Origin of the sequence: Piscirickettsia litoralis (genome assembly GCF_001720395.1) — a bacterium.
Classification (GTDB): Bacteria; Pseudomonadota; Gammaproteobacteria; order Piscirickettsiales; family Piscirickettsiaceae; genus Piscirickettsia; species Piscirickettsia litoralis.
This window is the reverse complement of sequence record NZ_MDTU01000001.1, coordinates 731,639-746,756: the sequence shown is the minus strand read 5'-3', so window position 1 is coordinate 746,756 and position 15,118 is coordinate 731,639. Positions and strand designations below refer to the sequence as shown.

Annotated in this window: 16 protein-coding genes and 1 pseudogene; 9 read left to right on the top strand and 8 right to left on the bottom strand. The window is 41.5% G+C overall.

All coding sequences use genetic code 11. From position 1 onward, the window contains the following. Positions 1-104: 104 nt before the first annotated feature. From BGC07_RS03575 to BGC07_RS21640, 4 genes are all read right to left on the bottom strand, one after another. A complete protein-coding gene (locus tag BGC07_RS03575) occupies positions 105-524 on the bottom strand; it encodes a chemotaxis protein CheW (RefSeq protein ID WP_235602896.1) in 420 nt (139 codons plus the stop codon). Between the two features lie 65 nt (positions 525-589). Next, the gene (locus tag BGC07_RS03570) at positions 590-1,057 is read right to left on the bottom strand and encodes a response regulator (protein WP_069311986.1); all 468 of its coding nucleotides are present in this window, start codon (positions 1,055-1,057) and stop codon (positions 590-592) included. A 54-nt stretch (positions 1,058-1,111) separates the two neighbouring features. After that, positions 1,112-1,399 (bottom strand): metallophosphoesterase family protein, encoded by a 288-nt coding sequence (locus tag BGC07_RS21645; protein WP_235602895.1) that lies wholly within the window; start codon positions 1,397-1,399, stop codon positions 1,112-1,114. Continuing rightward, entirely contained in the window at positions 1,371-1,841 is a 471-nt protein-coding gene (locus BGC07_RS21640; RefSeq protein ID WP_235602894.1) for a UDP-2,3-diacylglucosamine diphosphatase, read from the bottom strand. The genes BGC07_RS21645 and BGC07_RS21640 overlap by 29 nt, the downstream gene beginning before the upstream one ends. Here BGC07_RS21640 and gltX point away from each other — a divergent pair. The 6 genes and pseudogenes from gltX to BGC07_RS21630 all read left to right on the top strand — a co-directional run bounded on the left by gltX (position 1,841) and on the right by BGC07_RS21630 (position 9,291). Then, positions 1,841-3,397 carry a glutamate--tRNA ligase gene (gltX, locus tag BGC07_RS03560; protein ID WP_235602893.1) on the top strand — a complete coding sequence of 519 codons (1,557 nt, stop codon included), beginning with the start codon at positions 1,841-1,843 and terminating at the stop codon, positions 3,395-3,397. The genes BGC07_RS21640 and gltX overlap by 1 nt on opposite strands. Before the next feature lie 3 nt (positions 3,398-3,400). Then, positions 3,401-4,788, top strand: a pseudogene (gene cysS, locus BGC07_RS03555) (cysteine--tRNA ligase). Positions 4,789-5,084: 296 nt separating this feature from the next. After that, positions 5,085-5,270 (top strand): hypothetical protein, encoded by a 186-nt coding sequence (locus BGC07_RS21635; RefSeq protein ID WP_235602892.1) that lies wholly within the window; start codon positions 5,085-5,087, stop codon positions 5,268-5,270. Continuing rightward, positions 5,263-6,192: an efflux RND transporter periplasmic adaptor subunit gene (locus BGC07_RS03550; protein WP_235602891.1), complete on the top strand. Its 930-nt coding sequence runs from the start codon at positions 5,263-5,265 to the stop codon at positions 6,190-6,192. Before BGC07_RS21635 ends, BGC07_RS03550 begins: the two co-directional genes overlap by 8 nt. A gap of 11 nt (positions 6,193-6,203) precedes the next feature. After that, the gene (locus BGC07_RS03545) at positions 6,204-8,684 is read left to right on the top strand and encodes an efflux RND transporter permease subunit (protein WP_235602890.1); all 2,481 of its coding nucleotides are present in this window, start codon (positions 6,204-6,206) and stop codon (positions 8,682-8,684) included. Beyond that, a complete protein-coding gene (locus BGC07_RS21630; protein ID WP_235602889.1) occupies positions 8,665-9,291 on the top strand; it encodes an efflux RND transporter permease subunit in 627 nt (208 codons plus the stop codon). Before BGC07_RS03545 ends, BGC07_RS21630 begins: the two co-directional genes overlap by 20 nt. Positions 9,292-9,303: 12 nt before the next feature. On the opposite strand, the gene BGC07_RS03540 is transcribed toward BGC07_RS21630, so the two are convergent. Continuing rightward, the gene (locus tag BGC07_RS03540; RefSeq protein ID WP_069311985.1) at positions 9,304-9,759 is read right to left on the bottom strand and encodes a MaoC/PaaZ C-terminal domain-containing protein; all 456 of its coding nucleotides are present in this window, start codon (positions 9,757-9,759) and stop codon (positions 9,304-9,306) included. Between the two features lie 313 nt (positions 9,760-10,072). Between BGC07_RS03540 and BGC07_RS03535 the strand changes: the two genes are divergently transcribed. Further along, complete coding sequence (locus tag BGC07_RS03535) at positions 10,073-10,273, top strand: (2Fe-2S)-binding protein (RefSeq protein ID WP_069311984.1); 201 nt, start codon at positions 10,073-10,075, stop codon at positions 10,271-10,273. Between the two features lie 103 nt (positions 10,274-10,376). Continuing rightward, entirely contained in the window at positions 10,377-10,844 is a 468-nt protein-coding gene (bfr, locus tag BGC07_RS03530) for a bacterioferritin (RefSeq protein WP_069311983.1), read from the top strand. A gap of 16 nt (positions 10,845-10,860) precedes the next feature. Here the strand turns inward: bfr and BGC07_RS03525 are convergent, their stop codons facing one another. Continuing rightward, positions 10,861-11,742: an endonuclease/exonuclease/phosphatase family protein gene (locus BGC07_RS03525; RefSeq protein WP_069311982.1), complete on the bottom strand. Its 882-nt coding sequence runs from the start codon at positions 11,740-11,742 to the stop codon at positions 10,861-10,863. 125 nt (positions 11,743-11,867) lie between these two features. Between BGC07_RS03525 and BGC07_RS03520 the strand changes: the two genes are divergently transcribed. Then, positions 11,868-13,067: an MFS transporter gene (locus BGC07_RS03520; RefSeq protein ID WP_235602888.1), complete on the top strand. Its 1,200-nt coding sequence runs from the start codon at positions 11,868-11,870 to the stop codon at positions 13,065-13,067. Between the two features lie 178 nt (positions 13,068-13,245). On the opposite strand, the gene BGC07_RS19230 is transcribed toward BGC07_RS03520, so the two are convergent. Then, a complete protein-coding gene (locus BGC07_RS19230) occupies positions 13,246-14,550 on the bottom strand; it encodes a NirD/YgiW/YdeI family stress tolerance protein (protein WP_077216737.1) in 1,305 nt (434 codons plus the stop codon). A 202-nt stretch (positions 14,551-14,752) separates the two neighbouring features. Further along, positions 14,753-15,118: hypothetical protein (locus BGC07_RS03510; RefSeq protein ID WP_235602887.1), on the bottom strand; the 366-nt coding region annotated here is incomplete at its 5' end.

Here is a 15,118-nt window from a genome sequence, read left to right as displayed (position 1 = left end):
TTAAACTGTCATCAATAGATTTTTTATCAATTTTTACTGCTTTGTCTTGAAGTTCGGCAAGAACTTTCTCAACATCGAGAATTTCTATGAGCTCATCATCGATTTTAGTGACGGCGGTTAAATAATTGTCGCGGCCAATGCCTCCAGGGGGGGCGGGTGATTGTATCCCAATTTAGGTTAATAATACGGTCAACCTCATGAACTAGAAAACCTTGGATTGAGCGATTATATTCGGTGATGATGAGCACGCCTTCGTTAACCTTATCATCTGGAATGCCCTCAAGACCAACCATTTTGCCAAGATCGATGATGGACATGGTCACGCCACGAATATGGGCAACACCGACGGTGCACGAACTACTTTTGGGAAAGCGCGTGAGCTTTGGACAAATTAAAACTTCTTGAACCTTAAAAACATTAATTGCGAATTTAGGACCTGAAAGTAGACGGAACGTCAGGATCTCTAGCCGATTTTGTCCGACTAAATTTGTTCGTTGATCGACCGTATCTAATACTCCTGACATGCAAACAGCCTCTTGCTTAGCTCCTCTATAGACCCCTATTTATCAGTATAGTCAATCTTCAATGTTTAATTCTTTCTTGTGAAGGGGATTACATTGGTGGTTTTACTCTGTGTTGAGTTTTGTCGTTGGCAGACAATACGAAACCAATCCTCGTCGAAGCGATCGAAGAGGGTGATGTATTCATCGAAGCTGGCGGGCTTAGTGATAAATGATTTTGCCCCTTCGGTGTAAGAGTGATTTTGATCTTGCTCGAGATCAGAGGTGGTTAAAATAATGATCGGGATCTGTTTTAGCTTGGGTTCTTGAGCGAGCTGGTCTAATACCTCAAGTCCGGAAAGTTTAGGCATATTGATGTCAAGAATGATCAGGTCGGGCGTTTGGACCTGGCTAAAACTACCCTGTCGACGCAGGTATTGCAAGGCTTGTTCGCCATCTTCAACAATATGCAACTCATGTTGACCTTTTGATTTGGCACAGGCCAGTTTGATGAGGTTTTGGTCAGCAAGGTCATCTTCAGCAAGTAAAATATCCATAAGAGGTTCTCACCTGAGTTTACGAGGGCATGACCTTAATTGTAGTTGATTCTGTTATGGCAAGTGGTCGCGTAACTGCCATTTGCCACTGGAAAATATACATAAGTCGGTGGCATGGTCACGCCAATCGCCAAGCACCCAACGTTGAGTGTTTGTATGCTGATGCCAGCCTAAGCGGTGAGTATGGCCATGAATCAGGGTATTGCTTTGGTAGTGATGGCTATAGTGTTGAATCGCTTTTTGATTAATATCTATCGGTTTTGAATAGCCAGCCTGTTTCTTTCGGCCTGCGCTATGAATCTTATTGGCGACCTTAAGCCGCCAGGATAATGGCAGAGACAAAAAAACAGCGTTGCAGCCAAGGTTTTCTGACCCAATGACGGTAGCGCTGATAACTAGTATCGTCTGTGCAATATAAATCGCCATGACTGAGTAAAATGTTCTGGTTGTTTATCGTAATGACTGTTGGATCTGTAAGTAAAGTGATACCGGCCGCTTGGCACCATGTTTGACCTAATAGAAAGTCACGATTACCGGGCATAAAGTAAATTTTAGTGTGTTGGTGAGTGCTAAGCTGTTGTAATGCTTTCTGAATTTTCTGGTACAGCGGTTCAGGGTCATCATCGCCAATCCAGAACTCAAAAAAGTCGCCCAAGATGTAGAGCGCTTGGCTGTGTCTTGCAGTATCAGTCAGATAATCTAAAAACAGCTCGATTAATTTGGGTTGCTCTGGGCTTAGGTGTAAATCAGAGATAAAGAGGGCTTGATACAGAGGTGTTGTCATTGGGTTTAAAATTGCCTTTGAAATTAAATGTCTGTGAACTATCTATGAACTATTTGGCTATTTTACGTTATAATGGCCGTTTCGCGATAGCGATACTCAATTTTGGTCGAGATAATTTAAGAATACAAGGTGATAGTGGTATCCACATGAAGACACGCTTTGCTCCTAGCCCAACGGGTTTAATGCACTTAGGGAATGTTCGTACGGCGTTATTTAGCGCGTTGTTAGCTCACAGTGAGAGTGAGGGTCGATTTGTTTTGCGGATAGAAGATACCGACGAAGAGCGTTCCGAGCTGCAATATGTTGATGCAGTACAAGAAGATTTACAATGGTTAGGCATTCAGTGGGAAGAAGGACCTGAGGTTAATGGTGAGTATGGGCCGTATTTTCAGTCGGAGCGTCATGATCTTTATAATGGTTATTATCAACAATTAATTGATAAAAAATTGGCTTATCCGTGTTTTTGCTCTGAAAGCAAGTTGGAGATGGTCAGAAAAGCCCAGCGTGCCGCAGGACAACCACCACGTTACCCCGGGACTTGTCGTAGTTTGAGTGCTGAAGAAGTTGCAGCAAAATTTGCCGAAGGCCAAAAAGCCTCTTTGCGTTTTAGTCTGCCGCGAGGTGAGACTATTGACTTTACCGATGCTGTAAAGGGCTTACAGCGCTTTAACAGTGATGATATTGGTGATTTTATTATCCGCCGTTCTAATGGCACTCCGTCGTTCATGTTTTGTAATGCCATCGATGATTCGCTCATGAAAGTCACGCATGTTTTGCGTGGAGAAGATCACTTAACCAATTCACCGCGTCAGCTGATGATTTTAAAGGCGTTGGGCTTGCCTGAGCTGACTTATGGTCATATTTCAATGATTACCAGCAAAGAGGGTAATAAATTATCGAAGCGCGAAGGTAGTTTTAGTATTCGTGATTTGCGTGAAGATGGTTATTTGCCTGAAGCTGTTGTGAATTATATGGCTCGTTTGGGGCATTATTTTGGTGATTTAGGTTTCTCGAGCATTAATGAACTCGCTAAAAATTTCAAAATAGCGTCATTGTCTAAATCTGCGGCGCGTTATGATGAAGAGCAGTTAAAGTATTGGCAAAAAGAAGCCGTATTACACATTGATGCTGAGACACTATGGCAGTGGATGGGCCAAGAGGTGCATGATCGAGTACCCGCCTCTCAAAAGCAGCTTTTTATTGATACTGTGCGCCCAAATATTGTGTTTCCTAAAGATGCTCTAGAATTAGTCCAGATGTTGTTTCAGGGGGTGAGTCTTGAAGAAACTGAAAAAAATGTGTTAGCTGAAGCAGGAATCGATTTTTTCAAAGCCGCTGTAAGTTGTGCAGAGGCTGGCGATGGCACTTGGAAAAATCTAACCTCAGGAATTAAAGAACAAACAGGCGTAAAAGGTAAGAAACTATTCCAGCCGTTACGGGTGGCCTTAACCGGACAGTGGCATGGACCAGAGTTAGGTCCTGTGGTGAGTTTATTAGGAAAAGAGCAGCTGATTAGCCGCTTGATGGATGCAGTCAAATTAATTGAAGGAGCTTGATGTATGTTGCAAGTCTATAACAGTTTAACGCGCAAAAAAGAAGAGTTTAAGCCAATTGCTGCAGGTAAGGTTGGCATGTATGTGTGTGGTATGACTGTTTATGACTATTGTCACGTCGGGCATGCACGGACCTTTTTGGCCTTTGATGTCATTACCCGTTACTTGCGAGCAAAAGGTTATGAGCTGACTTATGTGCGTAATATCACCGATGTTGATGATAAAATTATCAAGCGTGCTAATGACAATGGTGAAGATGCTATTGCCTTAGCTGATCGTTTTGTTGCCGCCATGCATGAGGATTTTGCTTGTTTGGGCATGTTGCCGCCCGACCAAGAACCACGGGCGACGCAAACGATTATTCAGATGCAAGAACTCATTAAAGAGCTTATCAATAAAGATATGGCCTATGCGGCAGATAATGGCGATGTCTATTATCGCGTTGAAAAATTCGCTGAATATGGCAAGTTATCGAATCAGTCGATTGATGATTTGCGCTGTGGTGCCCGCATTGAGGTCGGTGAGCAAAAAGAAAATCCACTGGATTTTGTCCTTTGGAAAGCAGCAAAGTCGGGTGAACCTTTTTGGGAGTCGCCTTGGGGGCAGGGTCGTCCAGGCTGGCATATTGAGTGTTCAGCCATGTCACGTGAAGCACTTGGCGCTAATTTTGATATTCACGGCGGCGGTGGTGATTTAAGCTTTCCGCATCATGAAAATGAGATCGCTCAATCTGAAGTGGCCAATGATCGGCCTTATGCGAACTGCTGGATGCATACGGGTATGCTTCAGATCAATAAGGAAAAAATGTCTAAGTCTTTGGGCAACTTTTTTTACCATACGCGATGTATTAAAAGAAGTTGATGCTGAAACCTTGCGTTATTTTTTACTATCTTCTCACTATCGCAGCGTATTAAATTACTCTAAAGAGACTGTCTCAGGTGCGCGTAGTGCGCTGAGCCGAATCTATACCGCATTAAAAGATATGCCAGAAAACACTCAAGCATTAACAGGAACTAGCTTTGAAGCGCGTTTTTTCGAGGCGATGGATGATGATTTTAATGTGCCTGAAGCGCTGGCTGTTTTGTTTGAGCTAGTGCGTGAGGTGAATCGCTTACGTGAAGACTCGATGGAAAAAGCCGCGCCTTATGCTAGCTTATTAAAGCAGCTCGCGGGTATTTTAGGCATCGCTCAAAAAAATCCAGAAGAGTTTTTAAAATGGGGGGGAGTGCGGCAGCCAGGTTGATGCTCAGGCGATTGAAGCGCTGATTGCCAAGCGCAATCAGGCACGTGATGAACGTAATTGGGCTGAGGCGGATCGGGTGCGAGATGAATTGCTAGAGCAGGGGATTGTATTAGAAGACAATGCAGCAGGAACAAGCTGGAAGAAAAAATAATAAATAATACAGGGGCTGACACTTAATAAAGTTCTTTGAGCAACTTTTTGAGGTCAGCCAGTTAGCTCTTTTGATGACCCCGTATTAAATCGTCATTCAGATTTTTTCATGTTGATCTTAACCCAAAAAAAAGGAGGTTTAAATACACTCTCTAGCTCTCACACAAGACCTTTTACAATATTGCTTAGTGCGGTATTCCCTTTACATTTCTTAACCCCCTCTTGAAGCTCACTTTGCAGAGTTATGCACACGCGCTTGTTACACTTGTCTTGGGCTTTATCTTTTATTGAAGGCATATGGATGGAGCGGCGATTGATTTATTTAATTTATTGATAGTTAAGGAATTATCTTTGCTGCGTAAAAAATTTACTCTAGTTTTGGTGATGATCTGCTTATTAGGGGTTGTTTTTAGCTTGTTTGCAGTTTCAAAAAAATTAAACCCTCCTTTGCAAAAAAATGAATCTGGCGATTACAGTGCATGAGGCAGTGGTTCGTTCTACGAGTTATCAACCTGCGATTCAAACTGTGGGGACGCTAAAAGCACAGCAAGGAGTGACATTAAAGACGCAGGTGGCCGGAGAGGTCACAAATGTAGCCTTTAAAGCGGGTGATAATGTCAGTCAGGGGCAGTTATTGCTAAGTTTAGATTCAACGAATGAAAAAGGGCAGCTGGATAAAGCGCAGGCAGATTATAACCTAAGCGTGTTGACGTATCAGCGCGATCAATCTTTATACAAGAAAAATGCGATATCACAGCAAGACCTAGACCAGGCAGAGTTTACCGTAAAAGCCAATTTAGGTTTATTAGAGCAGGCGCAATCTGCCTACAGCAAAACACAAATCAAAGCGCCTTTTAGTGGTAAAATAGGTATTAGCGATACCACTTCAGGTAGCTATTTAAGTGCGGGCGATACAGTGGTGAGTTTGCAGAATTTAGACCATCTGTGGGTTGATTTTAGTGTGCCTTCACAAGATGTATTGCAGGCTAAGCTGGGTGAAGTGATAGAAGTTAGCACACAAACTGTCCCTGTTCAGCATGTGAGTGGCAAGGTGGTTGCTGTAGAGCCTCAGATTAATTCAGAAACGGGCACGTTAACATTGCGAGCAGAAGTTGATAACTCTAATCATTTGTTATTACCTGGACAACTTGTCAGTGTGAAGTTACATACGAGCGAGCCTAAGCAATTGTTACAAATTCCAGAAACTGCGGTGCAATATGACTCAACAGGAGCGTATGTTTATACGATCAATAACCAAAGTCAGGCGATACAAACGGCAGTTTCACTTGGGTCAAATACGGATGACCAAATTATCGTAAAATCAGGTTTGAGTTTAGGTCAGAAAATTATTTTAAATAATGTGAATCTGCATAATGGTGCAAAAGTTAAAGTCACCCAAAGTTAAAGGATAACACCATGCAATTTACTGATCTTTTTATCAAACGCCCTGTGCTCGCTTGTGTACTAAGCCTGGTGATTTTTTTAACCGGGTTAATTGCTTATAATAAACTCACAGTGCGTCAGTACCCAGAAGTCAGCTCAAATGTGGTGACTATTAATACAAGCTATTCAGGCGCAAGTGCAAGTCTTGTTGAAGCCTTTGTGACAACGCCTTTAGAGCAGGCTTTGCAAGGCATTAGTGGAGTTGATTATGTCAGTTCAACCAGCTCAGCAGGAAGTAGCCGAATTACGGTGAATTTAAATTTAAATGCTGATCTGAATAAAGCCTTGATAGAAATTAATAATGATTTAACGCCAGTATTAAAAAAATTACCTTCTGGGGTAGATACGCCGGTGATTAAGGAAGGCGATTCTAATTCTACACCAATGATGGTGATTAGCTTTTCCAGTGATAAACTCACGCCTGAGGCGATTAATGATTATTTACAACGTGTTGTGCAGCCACAGTTGGCGAACTTATCGGGGGTGGCGCAAGCGAATATTTTAGGTCCAAGAACCTATGCAATGCGCTTATGGTTAGATCCTGCAAAGATGGCAGCGCTCGGTGTGACAACGCAAGATGTTAGCACGGCTTTGGATGATAATGATTTATTTGCACAAGCAGGTAGCATTACGACTAATAGTCAAGTGATTAATATTAATATCGATTCAAGTTTAAATTCAGCCGCGCAGTTTAATAACCTAGTGATCAAAAATAATGGTGATCAATATGTGCGTTTTAGTGAGATTGGTCATGCCCAATTAGGGGCTGAAACGAAGACGTCGTCGCTTTATGTTAATGGTAAGCCGGCTGTTGGAGTCTCGATTATTGCAAAAAGTGAAGCGAATCCACTTGCGGTTGCAAAAACGGTGAAAAGTGAGATTGCTGAGATTCAAAAGCAGCTTCCACAAGGGTTATCTGCACGGATCGCTCGGGATACCTCATCTTATATTCAAGATTCACTGACAGAAGTGAGTCATACGGTGATGATTGCGGTGGCGATTGTCATTGCGGTGATCTTGCTTTTTATTGGCTCTTTTCGGGCATTAATGATTCCAATTGTGACGATTCCAGTTTCTTTAGTCGGTACTTTTGCATTGATGTATACGCTTGGCTACAGCATTAATGTGTTAACTTTGCTGGCGTTTGTTTTGGCCATTGGTTTGGTGGTCGATGATGCTATTGTGGTTCTTGAAAATGTTCATCGATATATAGAACAAGGTTTAACGCCATTTGAAGCAGCGATTAAAGGGGCGCGTGAAATTCGCTTTGCCATTATTGCGATGACGCTAACGCTCGCGGCTGTGTACGCGCCCATTGGTTTTAGCACGGGAATTACCGGGTCATTGTTTCGAGAGTTTGCTTTTAGTTTAGCTGCGAGCGTGATTTTATCGGGTATTGTTGCTTTGACGTTATCACCGATGATGTGTGCAAAAATGATGAGGCCACATCAACAGGCGCGTTGGCAGCTTAAAATAGAAGAATTTCTAACAAAATTACGTGATCGATATAGTTTATTATTAGATAAAGCATTTAATAAAAAAACTAAATGTTTTATGCTGGCAGGAACCGTTATTTTATGTGGGGGGTTATATTTTATTCCTTTGGCTAAAAATAGTACGCTTGCACCAAAGGAAGACCAAAATACGGTGATCGGTATTGTACAAGGTTCTATGGCGGCGAGTGTGGCGAGCACAGAAAAATACACAGCGAAATTGCGTGAGCTTGCTAGTAAAGTCGCTGGTGTAACTAATGTGACGGTGATTAATGGCTTTGGTGGTAATCAGAGTAACGGCATGTTGATGATTCAGCTGACCAGCAAAGATCAGCGTAAGTTAGGTGCAGAGCAGATTGCACGAAAATTAAATCAAGAGGCTGCAAGCATTCCTGGGGCAAAAACCATGTTTGTTTTGCCGCCGAGTTTACCAACTTCTCACGATAACTATGATATAGAGTTCGTTATTAAAACCAATGGGGATTATAATGGCCTTGAAACTAGCGTGAATAAAATGTTGCAAGCGATTCATCAAAACTCTGGCTTTGGTCGGGTAATGACAGATTTACAGTTTAATAAACCTGAATACAGCGTGACGATTCAGCGTGATATGGCGACGCGTTTAGGTGTTTCTGTCAGTGATATTGCAACTGTCTTGACCAATGCATTGGCAGAACCACAAACTAGCGAGTTTGTAAATAATGGTTTGACTTATTATGTGATCCCGCAAGTAACAGCCTCTTACCAGACTTCAATAGCAAATTTAAATCAGTTATATGTAACCGCTGAAAATGGCAGTAAAGTGCCATTGCGTGATTTAATTCAAGTAAAAATGACGATCAGCCCCTCCAGCCTAAATCACTTTCAGAGCCAACGTTCGGTGACGATCCAAGCAACATTGAGTCATGGTTATAGTACACAGCAAGCGTTGGATTTTCTCGATGCAACGGCTAAAAAATGATTTAACCTCACAGATGTCTTATACAACCTCGGGGAGTACACGCCAATATTTAGAAGAAGGTAGTTCCGTTTACTTTATTTTTATTGCGGCATTGGTGTTTATTTATCTAAGCCTAAGTGCTCAATTTGAAAGTTTTATTGACCCTTTGATTATTTTAATCAGTGTACCTTTTTCGATTGCAGGGGCTTTAGGGACATTGTTTTTGATTGGTGGTAGTTTAAATATTTATACAGAAATCGGCCTGGTGACTTTAATTGGCCTGATTTCCAAGCATGGTATCTTAATTGTTGAATTTGCTAACCAAGCGCGAAAGTCGGGTAAAAACCTATTAGATGCAGTTAAACAATCGGCAAGAGTGCGTTTTCGTCCAATCTTGATGACAACAGCGGCCATGGTATTAGGCGCTGTGCCGTTAGTTCTTGCCAGCGGTGCAGGGTCTGAGGCGCGTTATCAGTTGGGTTGGGTGATTATTGGCGGGATGAGCATCGGGACGATGATGACCTTATTTGTTTTGCCTATTATGTATTATTTTATTAATCGGCTTAAAGTGTTATTAAAAGGAAAAATACCGACTGTGTTTTTTAAAAAAAATAAACCTCAACACTGACCCATAACAATTTTAGCTCGGCGGTTGTAGTGGCACAGCAACTTTGCATTCTTTAATTAAAATAAGTTGTTCGGGTTTAGAGTAGGTTTTGACTTTTATTGTGATAAAGCCTAGATTGTGGCGCGTGGGTGATAAATATTTATTCTTAATTGTTGCTTTTGCCCAAATTTCATCATCAGGCTTAAGTGGGGCCAGCCAGCGGACTTTGTCTATGCCAGAGCCAAGCAGTGGCGTACCAGCAAAAATATCACAATCGACTACAAGGCGGGTGGCAAGTGCGATGGTGTGATAGCCGCTGGCGATGATGCCGTCAAAATACTCAGGAGCACTATCATCTGTTAAATGCATCGGCTGTGGGTCAAATTCCTGGGCAAACTTTATAATTTCTTCACGAGTAACTTGTCTAGAATCTGTAATAAATTCGTCGCCAATATCAATATCGTTATAGTATTTTTTAAATTTTCCCATAATGTCGCACTATCACTTTTTATTCATGTAGAGATTGCAGTCATACATAATTAACAAATACTAGCAGTAGGTTAAGCTTTGTTGGTTAAAGTAATATTAAAATTTAAAGGCCATTTGGGTTTGTTTAACTATTTGTTTATAAGCTATTTTTTACTGGCAGGAGGGTTTTGTACTAAAACTAATAGTAAGAAGAGTGATAATCATTTTGCAGTGATTTGATAGAAAGTGATGTCAAATTGTTTAAGAATAGCTCTTTGTTGATAACGCTTATCATTTGTATTATCATTAGTGGTAGAACATAGAAGGAGTATTTATGTACGTTTGTATATGTAATCGAGTGACAGATAAGCAGATTTATCAAGCCGTAGAAGATGGCCAGGTGAGTTCGATGCGTGAGCTGTGTAAAGGCTATGGAGTGGCTATGCAGTGTGGTCGTTGTGGCTCTTGTGCAAAAGAAGTATTAAAGGGCGCTTTAAGCGAGCAATGCGGCGGTAACTTATCTGCTGCGGGTTAATTTGGTTTTAACCATTCCTTGAAAAATATCAATGAAACTCTTGGCAAAAGAGTGCCTTTGCGGTATGGTCCACCTAAATTAGAACTAAATATAGGGCTGGCCGATGAAAGGTGATGCAAAAGTCATTGAGCACCTCAATGCAATCTTAAAAAATGAACTTACTGTTATTAATCAATATTTTCTACATGCTCGTATGTTGAAAGACTGGGGTTTAACGAAGCTTGGTGAGAAAGAGTACCAAGAATCTCTAGAGGAAATGCGCCATGCTGATGCCTTGATTGAGCGTATTTTATTTTTAGAGGGCTTACCAAATTTACAAGATTTGGGTAAGTTGTATATCGGTGAAAATGTTGAAGAAATTCTAAAATGTGATCGCAAAATGGAACTTATCGCAATTCCTATGTTACGCGATGCGATTAAGTGTTGTGAGGAGAAAGCGGATTACGTTTCTCGTGATTTGTTATTGAAGATTTTAAGTGATGAAGAAGATCACTTAGACTTCTTGGATACTGAGCTTGGTCTGATTGATCGCCTGGGTATTGAGAATTACCAACAGTCTCAGATGGGCTAGTTGATACTATAACCTGTTAGTTTATCTTTTCTTCGAGAGTGAGCGAGATTGCAAAATGATCGCTTGCTCCATCTTCGTTAAATTCTTTAAGGTTCGAACGCATAAAAGCCTGTGGTCGCTCTAATTCGTTTTGATGCTGTTTTTCTAAGAAAAGCATCGATGCTTGCCAGGTTGAGCTTGTTGTAAACTCTTTTGAAATAAAAGCAAAATCTAAGCTGATGGGCGTGGTGCCGGTTGGGTGGTGATGAAAATAAGTTGGCTCTGCAGGCAAGTTAAATAAGGGATGAAGCTCACTTTCTGTGATTAGGTCATTGAATAGGTTATCGCTAGGCTGGGTATTGAAGTCACCTAAGATGAGTGCGGGCGCTGTGCAGTGTTCTAATGCATCTTTTAGACAGTGAGCCGCTTTTAAGCGGTCAGCCGGGTTGTTGCGTTTAGACGGCCAATGATTAATAAGTAAATGAATGCGCTGGCCTTGCTCGGTTTGCAGTTGAATATTTAAGATATCGCGTGTTTTCTTGCTGGCAGGAACAAATAAGCTTTCTTGTTGCGCTATGGTGAAGAGGTTTGGGCGATAGAGTAGGCCGACATGCATACGTCTAGGGTCTGAGGTGCTCGCGAGATGGCCATGATAGTGTAAGTCAAGCTTGGCAAGCTGCTTGATCAGGTCATGCAGAGCAGCTTCTGAGTCGATCTCACCAATGGCGAGAAGATCAGGGCCATCATGTTGATGGAATTGGCGGATGGTTTGAGCTAGGTTATCAAGCTTTTGCTGATAACGTTCTTCTGTCCAATGCTTTAATGTTTTTTTATGACGCTTTTTAAGCTTACTGGAACGTTTGGCAGTATTGGGTAAAAGCAGATTTTCTAAGTTCCACCAGCTGACCTTGTAGTTCATAGATACTCCTGATTCAGTCCAGAGCCAAGCTTAGCATATCTTTACAAATGAAGGTGGATTTTTTGCTTTTGGCATGAAAAAATGCGTGTTAACATGGATGGCTTGCTTAGAGGAGGGTATCAAAGATGACATTAGAGAATACAACGATCAAACGATCGCAATGGCGTCGTTATATTGCTTGGATGATGGCGTGTATTTTTGGTATTTACCAGTTTTCCTTGCAAAGTGTCGGTGGCTTGATGACCCATGAGTTGATGAAAGGCTTTGACTTGAATTCAGTCAGTTTAAGCTATGTGCTCTCATCCTTTTTTTATGTCTTTTTAATTATGCAGATTCCTGCTGGCTTAGTTCTTGATCGCTATGCAAAGCGTTATGTTTTGCCAACGGCCGCTGCCTTGTGTGCGATCGGCAGTTTTATTTTTGCCAGTGCCGATCATTTATCTTGGTTAATTATTGGCCGTATGTGTACGGGGGCGGGAGGTGCCTTTGGTTTTATTGGCATTTTAAGTGCTGCACGTAGTTACTTCCCGTTAAAATTATTTGCTGTGATCGTTGGTATTTCCGAGTGTATTGGCTTTTTAGGGACTGCTTTGGGCGAGCATACGTTTGCTGTTTTATTGCAAGATTTTGGTTGGCGTGGAGCGATGTATGCGGTGGGTGTTATCGGAGCCGTGATTACTGTTGGTTTATGGGTTGCTTTACACCCCAAAGTTGCTCCTAAACATGATTATAGCCCACCTGTGAAAGGTGAGCCGGTTTGGGCGCATCTGCAGGTGATTGTGCGTGAGCCTCGCCAGTGGCTTGCGGGTATTATCAGTTTTTGTTTGTTTGCTATTGTCTCTGTATTTGCAGCGCTGTGGGGCGCACCGGCCTTGGCGAGTATTTATGCATTGAATATTGGTGATGCAGCGTTAACGGTTTCGGCAATTTTTATTGGCATTGCAATAGGTGCGTCGGTGATGGGTGGCGTCGCTCATTCACCGCGTTTGCAACCACCGGCGATGATGATCGGCAGTTTTATTGCTGCCATATTAATGGCAGTGATTATTTTTTATCCGCATTTAAGTTTTGGTTTATTGCTTTTGTTATTGGTCTTGACCGGTATTGCCGCTAGCGGTTATGTGATTTGTTTTGCCTTTTCAGGCCAGATTGCTGCTGCCGGTGCAGGTGGGGCGAGTGTGGGCTTTGTCAATATGATTACCATGAGTGCTGCACTGATTATGCAGCCGTTGATGGGGTGGTTGATTGGTTGGCATGGTCCGATGAAAATCATTGACGGTTCGCCAGTTTATAATGTTGTAGACTATCAGCGGGGGGGGTGGTGATTGTTGCTTTGTTTGTCATTGCATTTTTTGCCAGCTGGGTACTGCAGATTATTTCAGCGCGTAAGCAGGCGAGTTCTGTGGCATCAATGCGTGCAATAAGCTAGTTTATTTACATTAAAGAGAGAAGCTGCTCGGTGAGCAGCAGCGCTATAGAAGAGAAAAGAAGATAAGCGCAAGTTTACTTTAGTATTTCAATTGGCTTTTCTGCTTTGATTTTTGTTGCTTCTAGCATGTCTTTATCTACTTCCCCTGTAAGCTTAATTTTGGTGGCTGGTGTAATGTCTTGGCTGGGGAAATAACGGGATTTGATTTTTACGGTAATTTCACCTGTGGCATCTTTAAAAGTATATTTATCATCACCGACTTGTTTGATAATATGTCCAGTTAGAGTGACGTGCGTATCATCTTTGGCATGTTCTTTAACGGCTTTTATCGTATTGAATTCGTAACTGCTGGGGCCAACAAAACCAGCGAAGCTTGCTGTTGACAGGCCTAGGCTTAAGGCGGCGGCGATGAGTGTTTTTTTCATATTTTTCTCCGTTTTTTTTAGTGCTTTTCTGATGATAAATCGCTTGAGCTCGCTATGTTGCTGTTGCTCGCTAATTAGATCGGCTAGCTTTTGATTAAAATGATGTTGTTGTTGTTGCAGATCTGCGAGGTCAGAGTCTTGCTGATTTTGGTGGTTTTGGATAATAGTTATTAACTGCTCTGTTTGTGCTTTAATATTTTTGGATAAGTTGTTTTCTGTTTTTTCTTTGGTTAATAATTGCTGTGTATGATGAAGGTCTGCTGTTAGCTCGTCGATGTTGATTTTATGATTTTTTAAATTATTTTTTAATTGATTTATTTTAATTTCATTGTTCTTTTCTATCTGGTTGCAGTGTGAAAAATATTGTTGCTGCAATTTTTGTTGATTATTTTTAAAAAGTTCTTTTTCCTCGTTAAGCTGAGAGGTGAGCTCCTCGATGCGGTTTTGATATTGGGTGAGGCTTGTTTGATGAAGCTGCTGTAAAGCATGCAATTGTTCAGTTTTAAGCTGTTGGTCAGCTTGTAGGGCTTGATGGCGGGTTTCAAGCTCATTATGATTTTCTAGTAATTGTTCGTGTTTTATGGTGAGTTGCTGGTATTCTTGTTGCGTCGCATCTAGGTTGAGCTCTACATCGTTGAGTATTTGTTGTAAATTACGTATTTCTGCCTGACTAGTTTCTTTAATTTGAGCAATTTCTTCGTCAGCTTCTTGACGCATTTTTTGCCAAACGCTTTCAACAGCACGGCTTACTGGATCTGAGTAGCTATTTGTTAACTGATCGCTATTTTCTATATGATGTTGGGCTTTATAGTCATTAAAGTGGCGACTAATTGTGGTTAAACTGCCACGCCCTAACGTTTCGCGAATACGAGCAATCGTTGGACTTTCACCTTGCTTTAATATGGAGTCCACTGCTTCACAGACCTCTTCAAAGCTTATCCCGTGTCGTGCCATGGTATTACCTTTATTATTATCTTATCCACGTATTAGAACATGGCTGTTAGAGGCAAACAAGCATTCGTCGTGTATTTTAGGTGGTTAAGCTATCTCGGTTTGGTAGGGAATCGCTGGACCAATGGGCTCTGCAGACTCCCAACTGAAAGTAAATTCGGCAGCAATGATTTCCCATTTAACCCAACCGGTGATTTTGTATTCACTAGACCAGTAGTAACCCATAATGAGAAATCGAGTAAAATTTTTTTAGGTGTTCGCATTTAGTGATACTGACAAGATCTTTGATTGGAATATCAAATTCTGGTTTTAATAGGATATTTGGATGTTTTTTTAGTGTTTCTTCTGGAATATAGACATTAACACTGGCATCTGACTTTATTGCTTTTGAAAAGTTCAGAGTGCAATTATTTAAGCAAAGCTTTCTATTTGAAGTGTTCTCTGCATGGTCTTCTTGCATGTAGACTTTTTCAAGGTGCAATGCTATTTCGCCTTTTTTAAGACTGAGGTCATCTATTCTTGTGCCATGAAAACTCAGGTGCTCAAAATCCTGGCTTATTTTGTGGTTTTT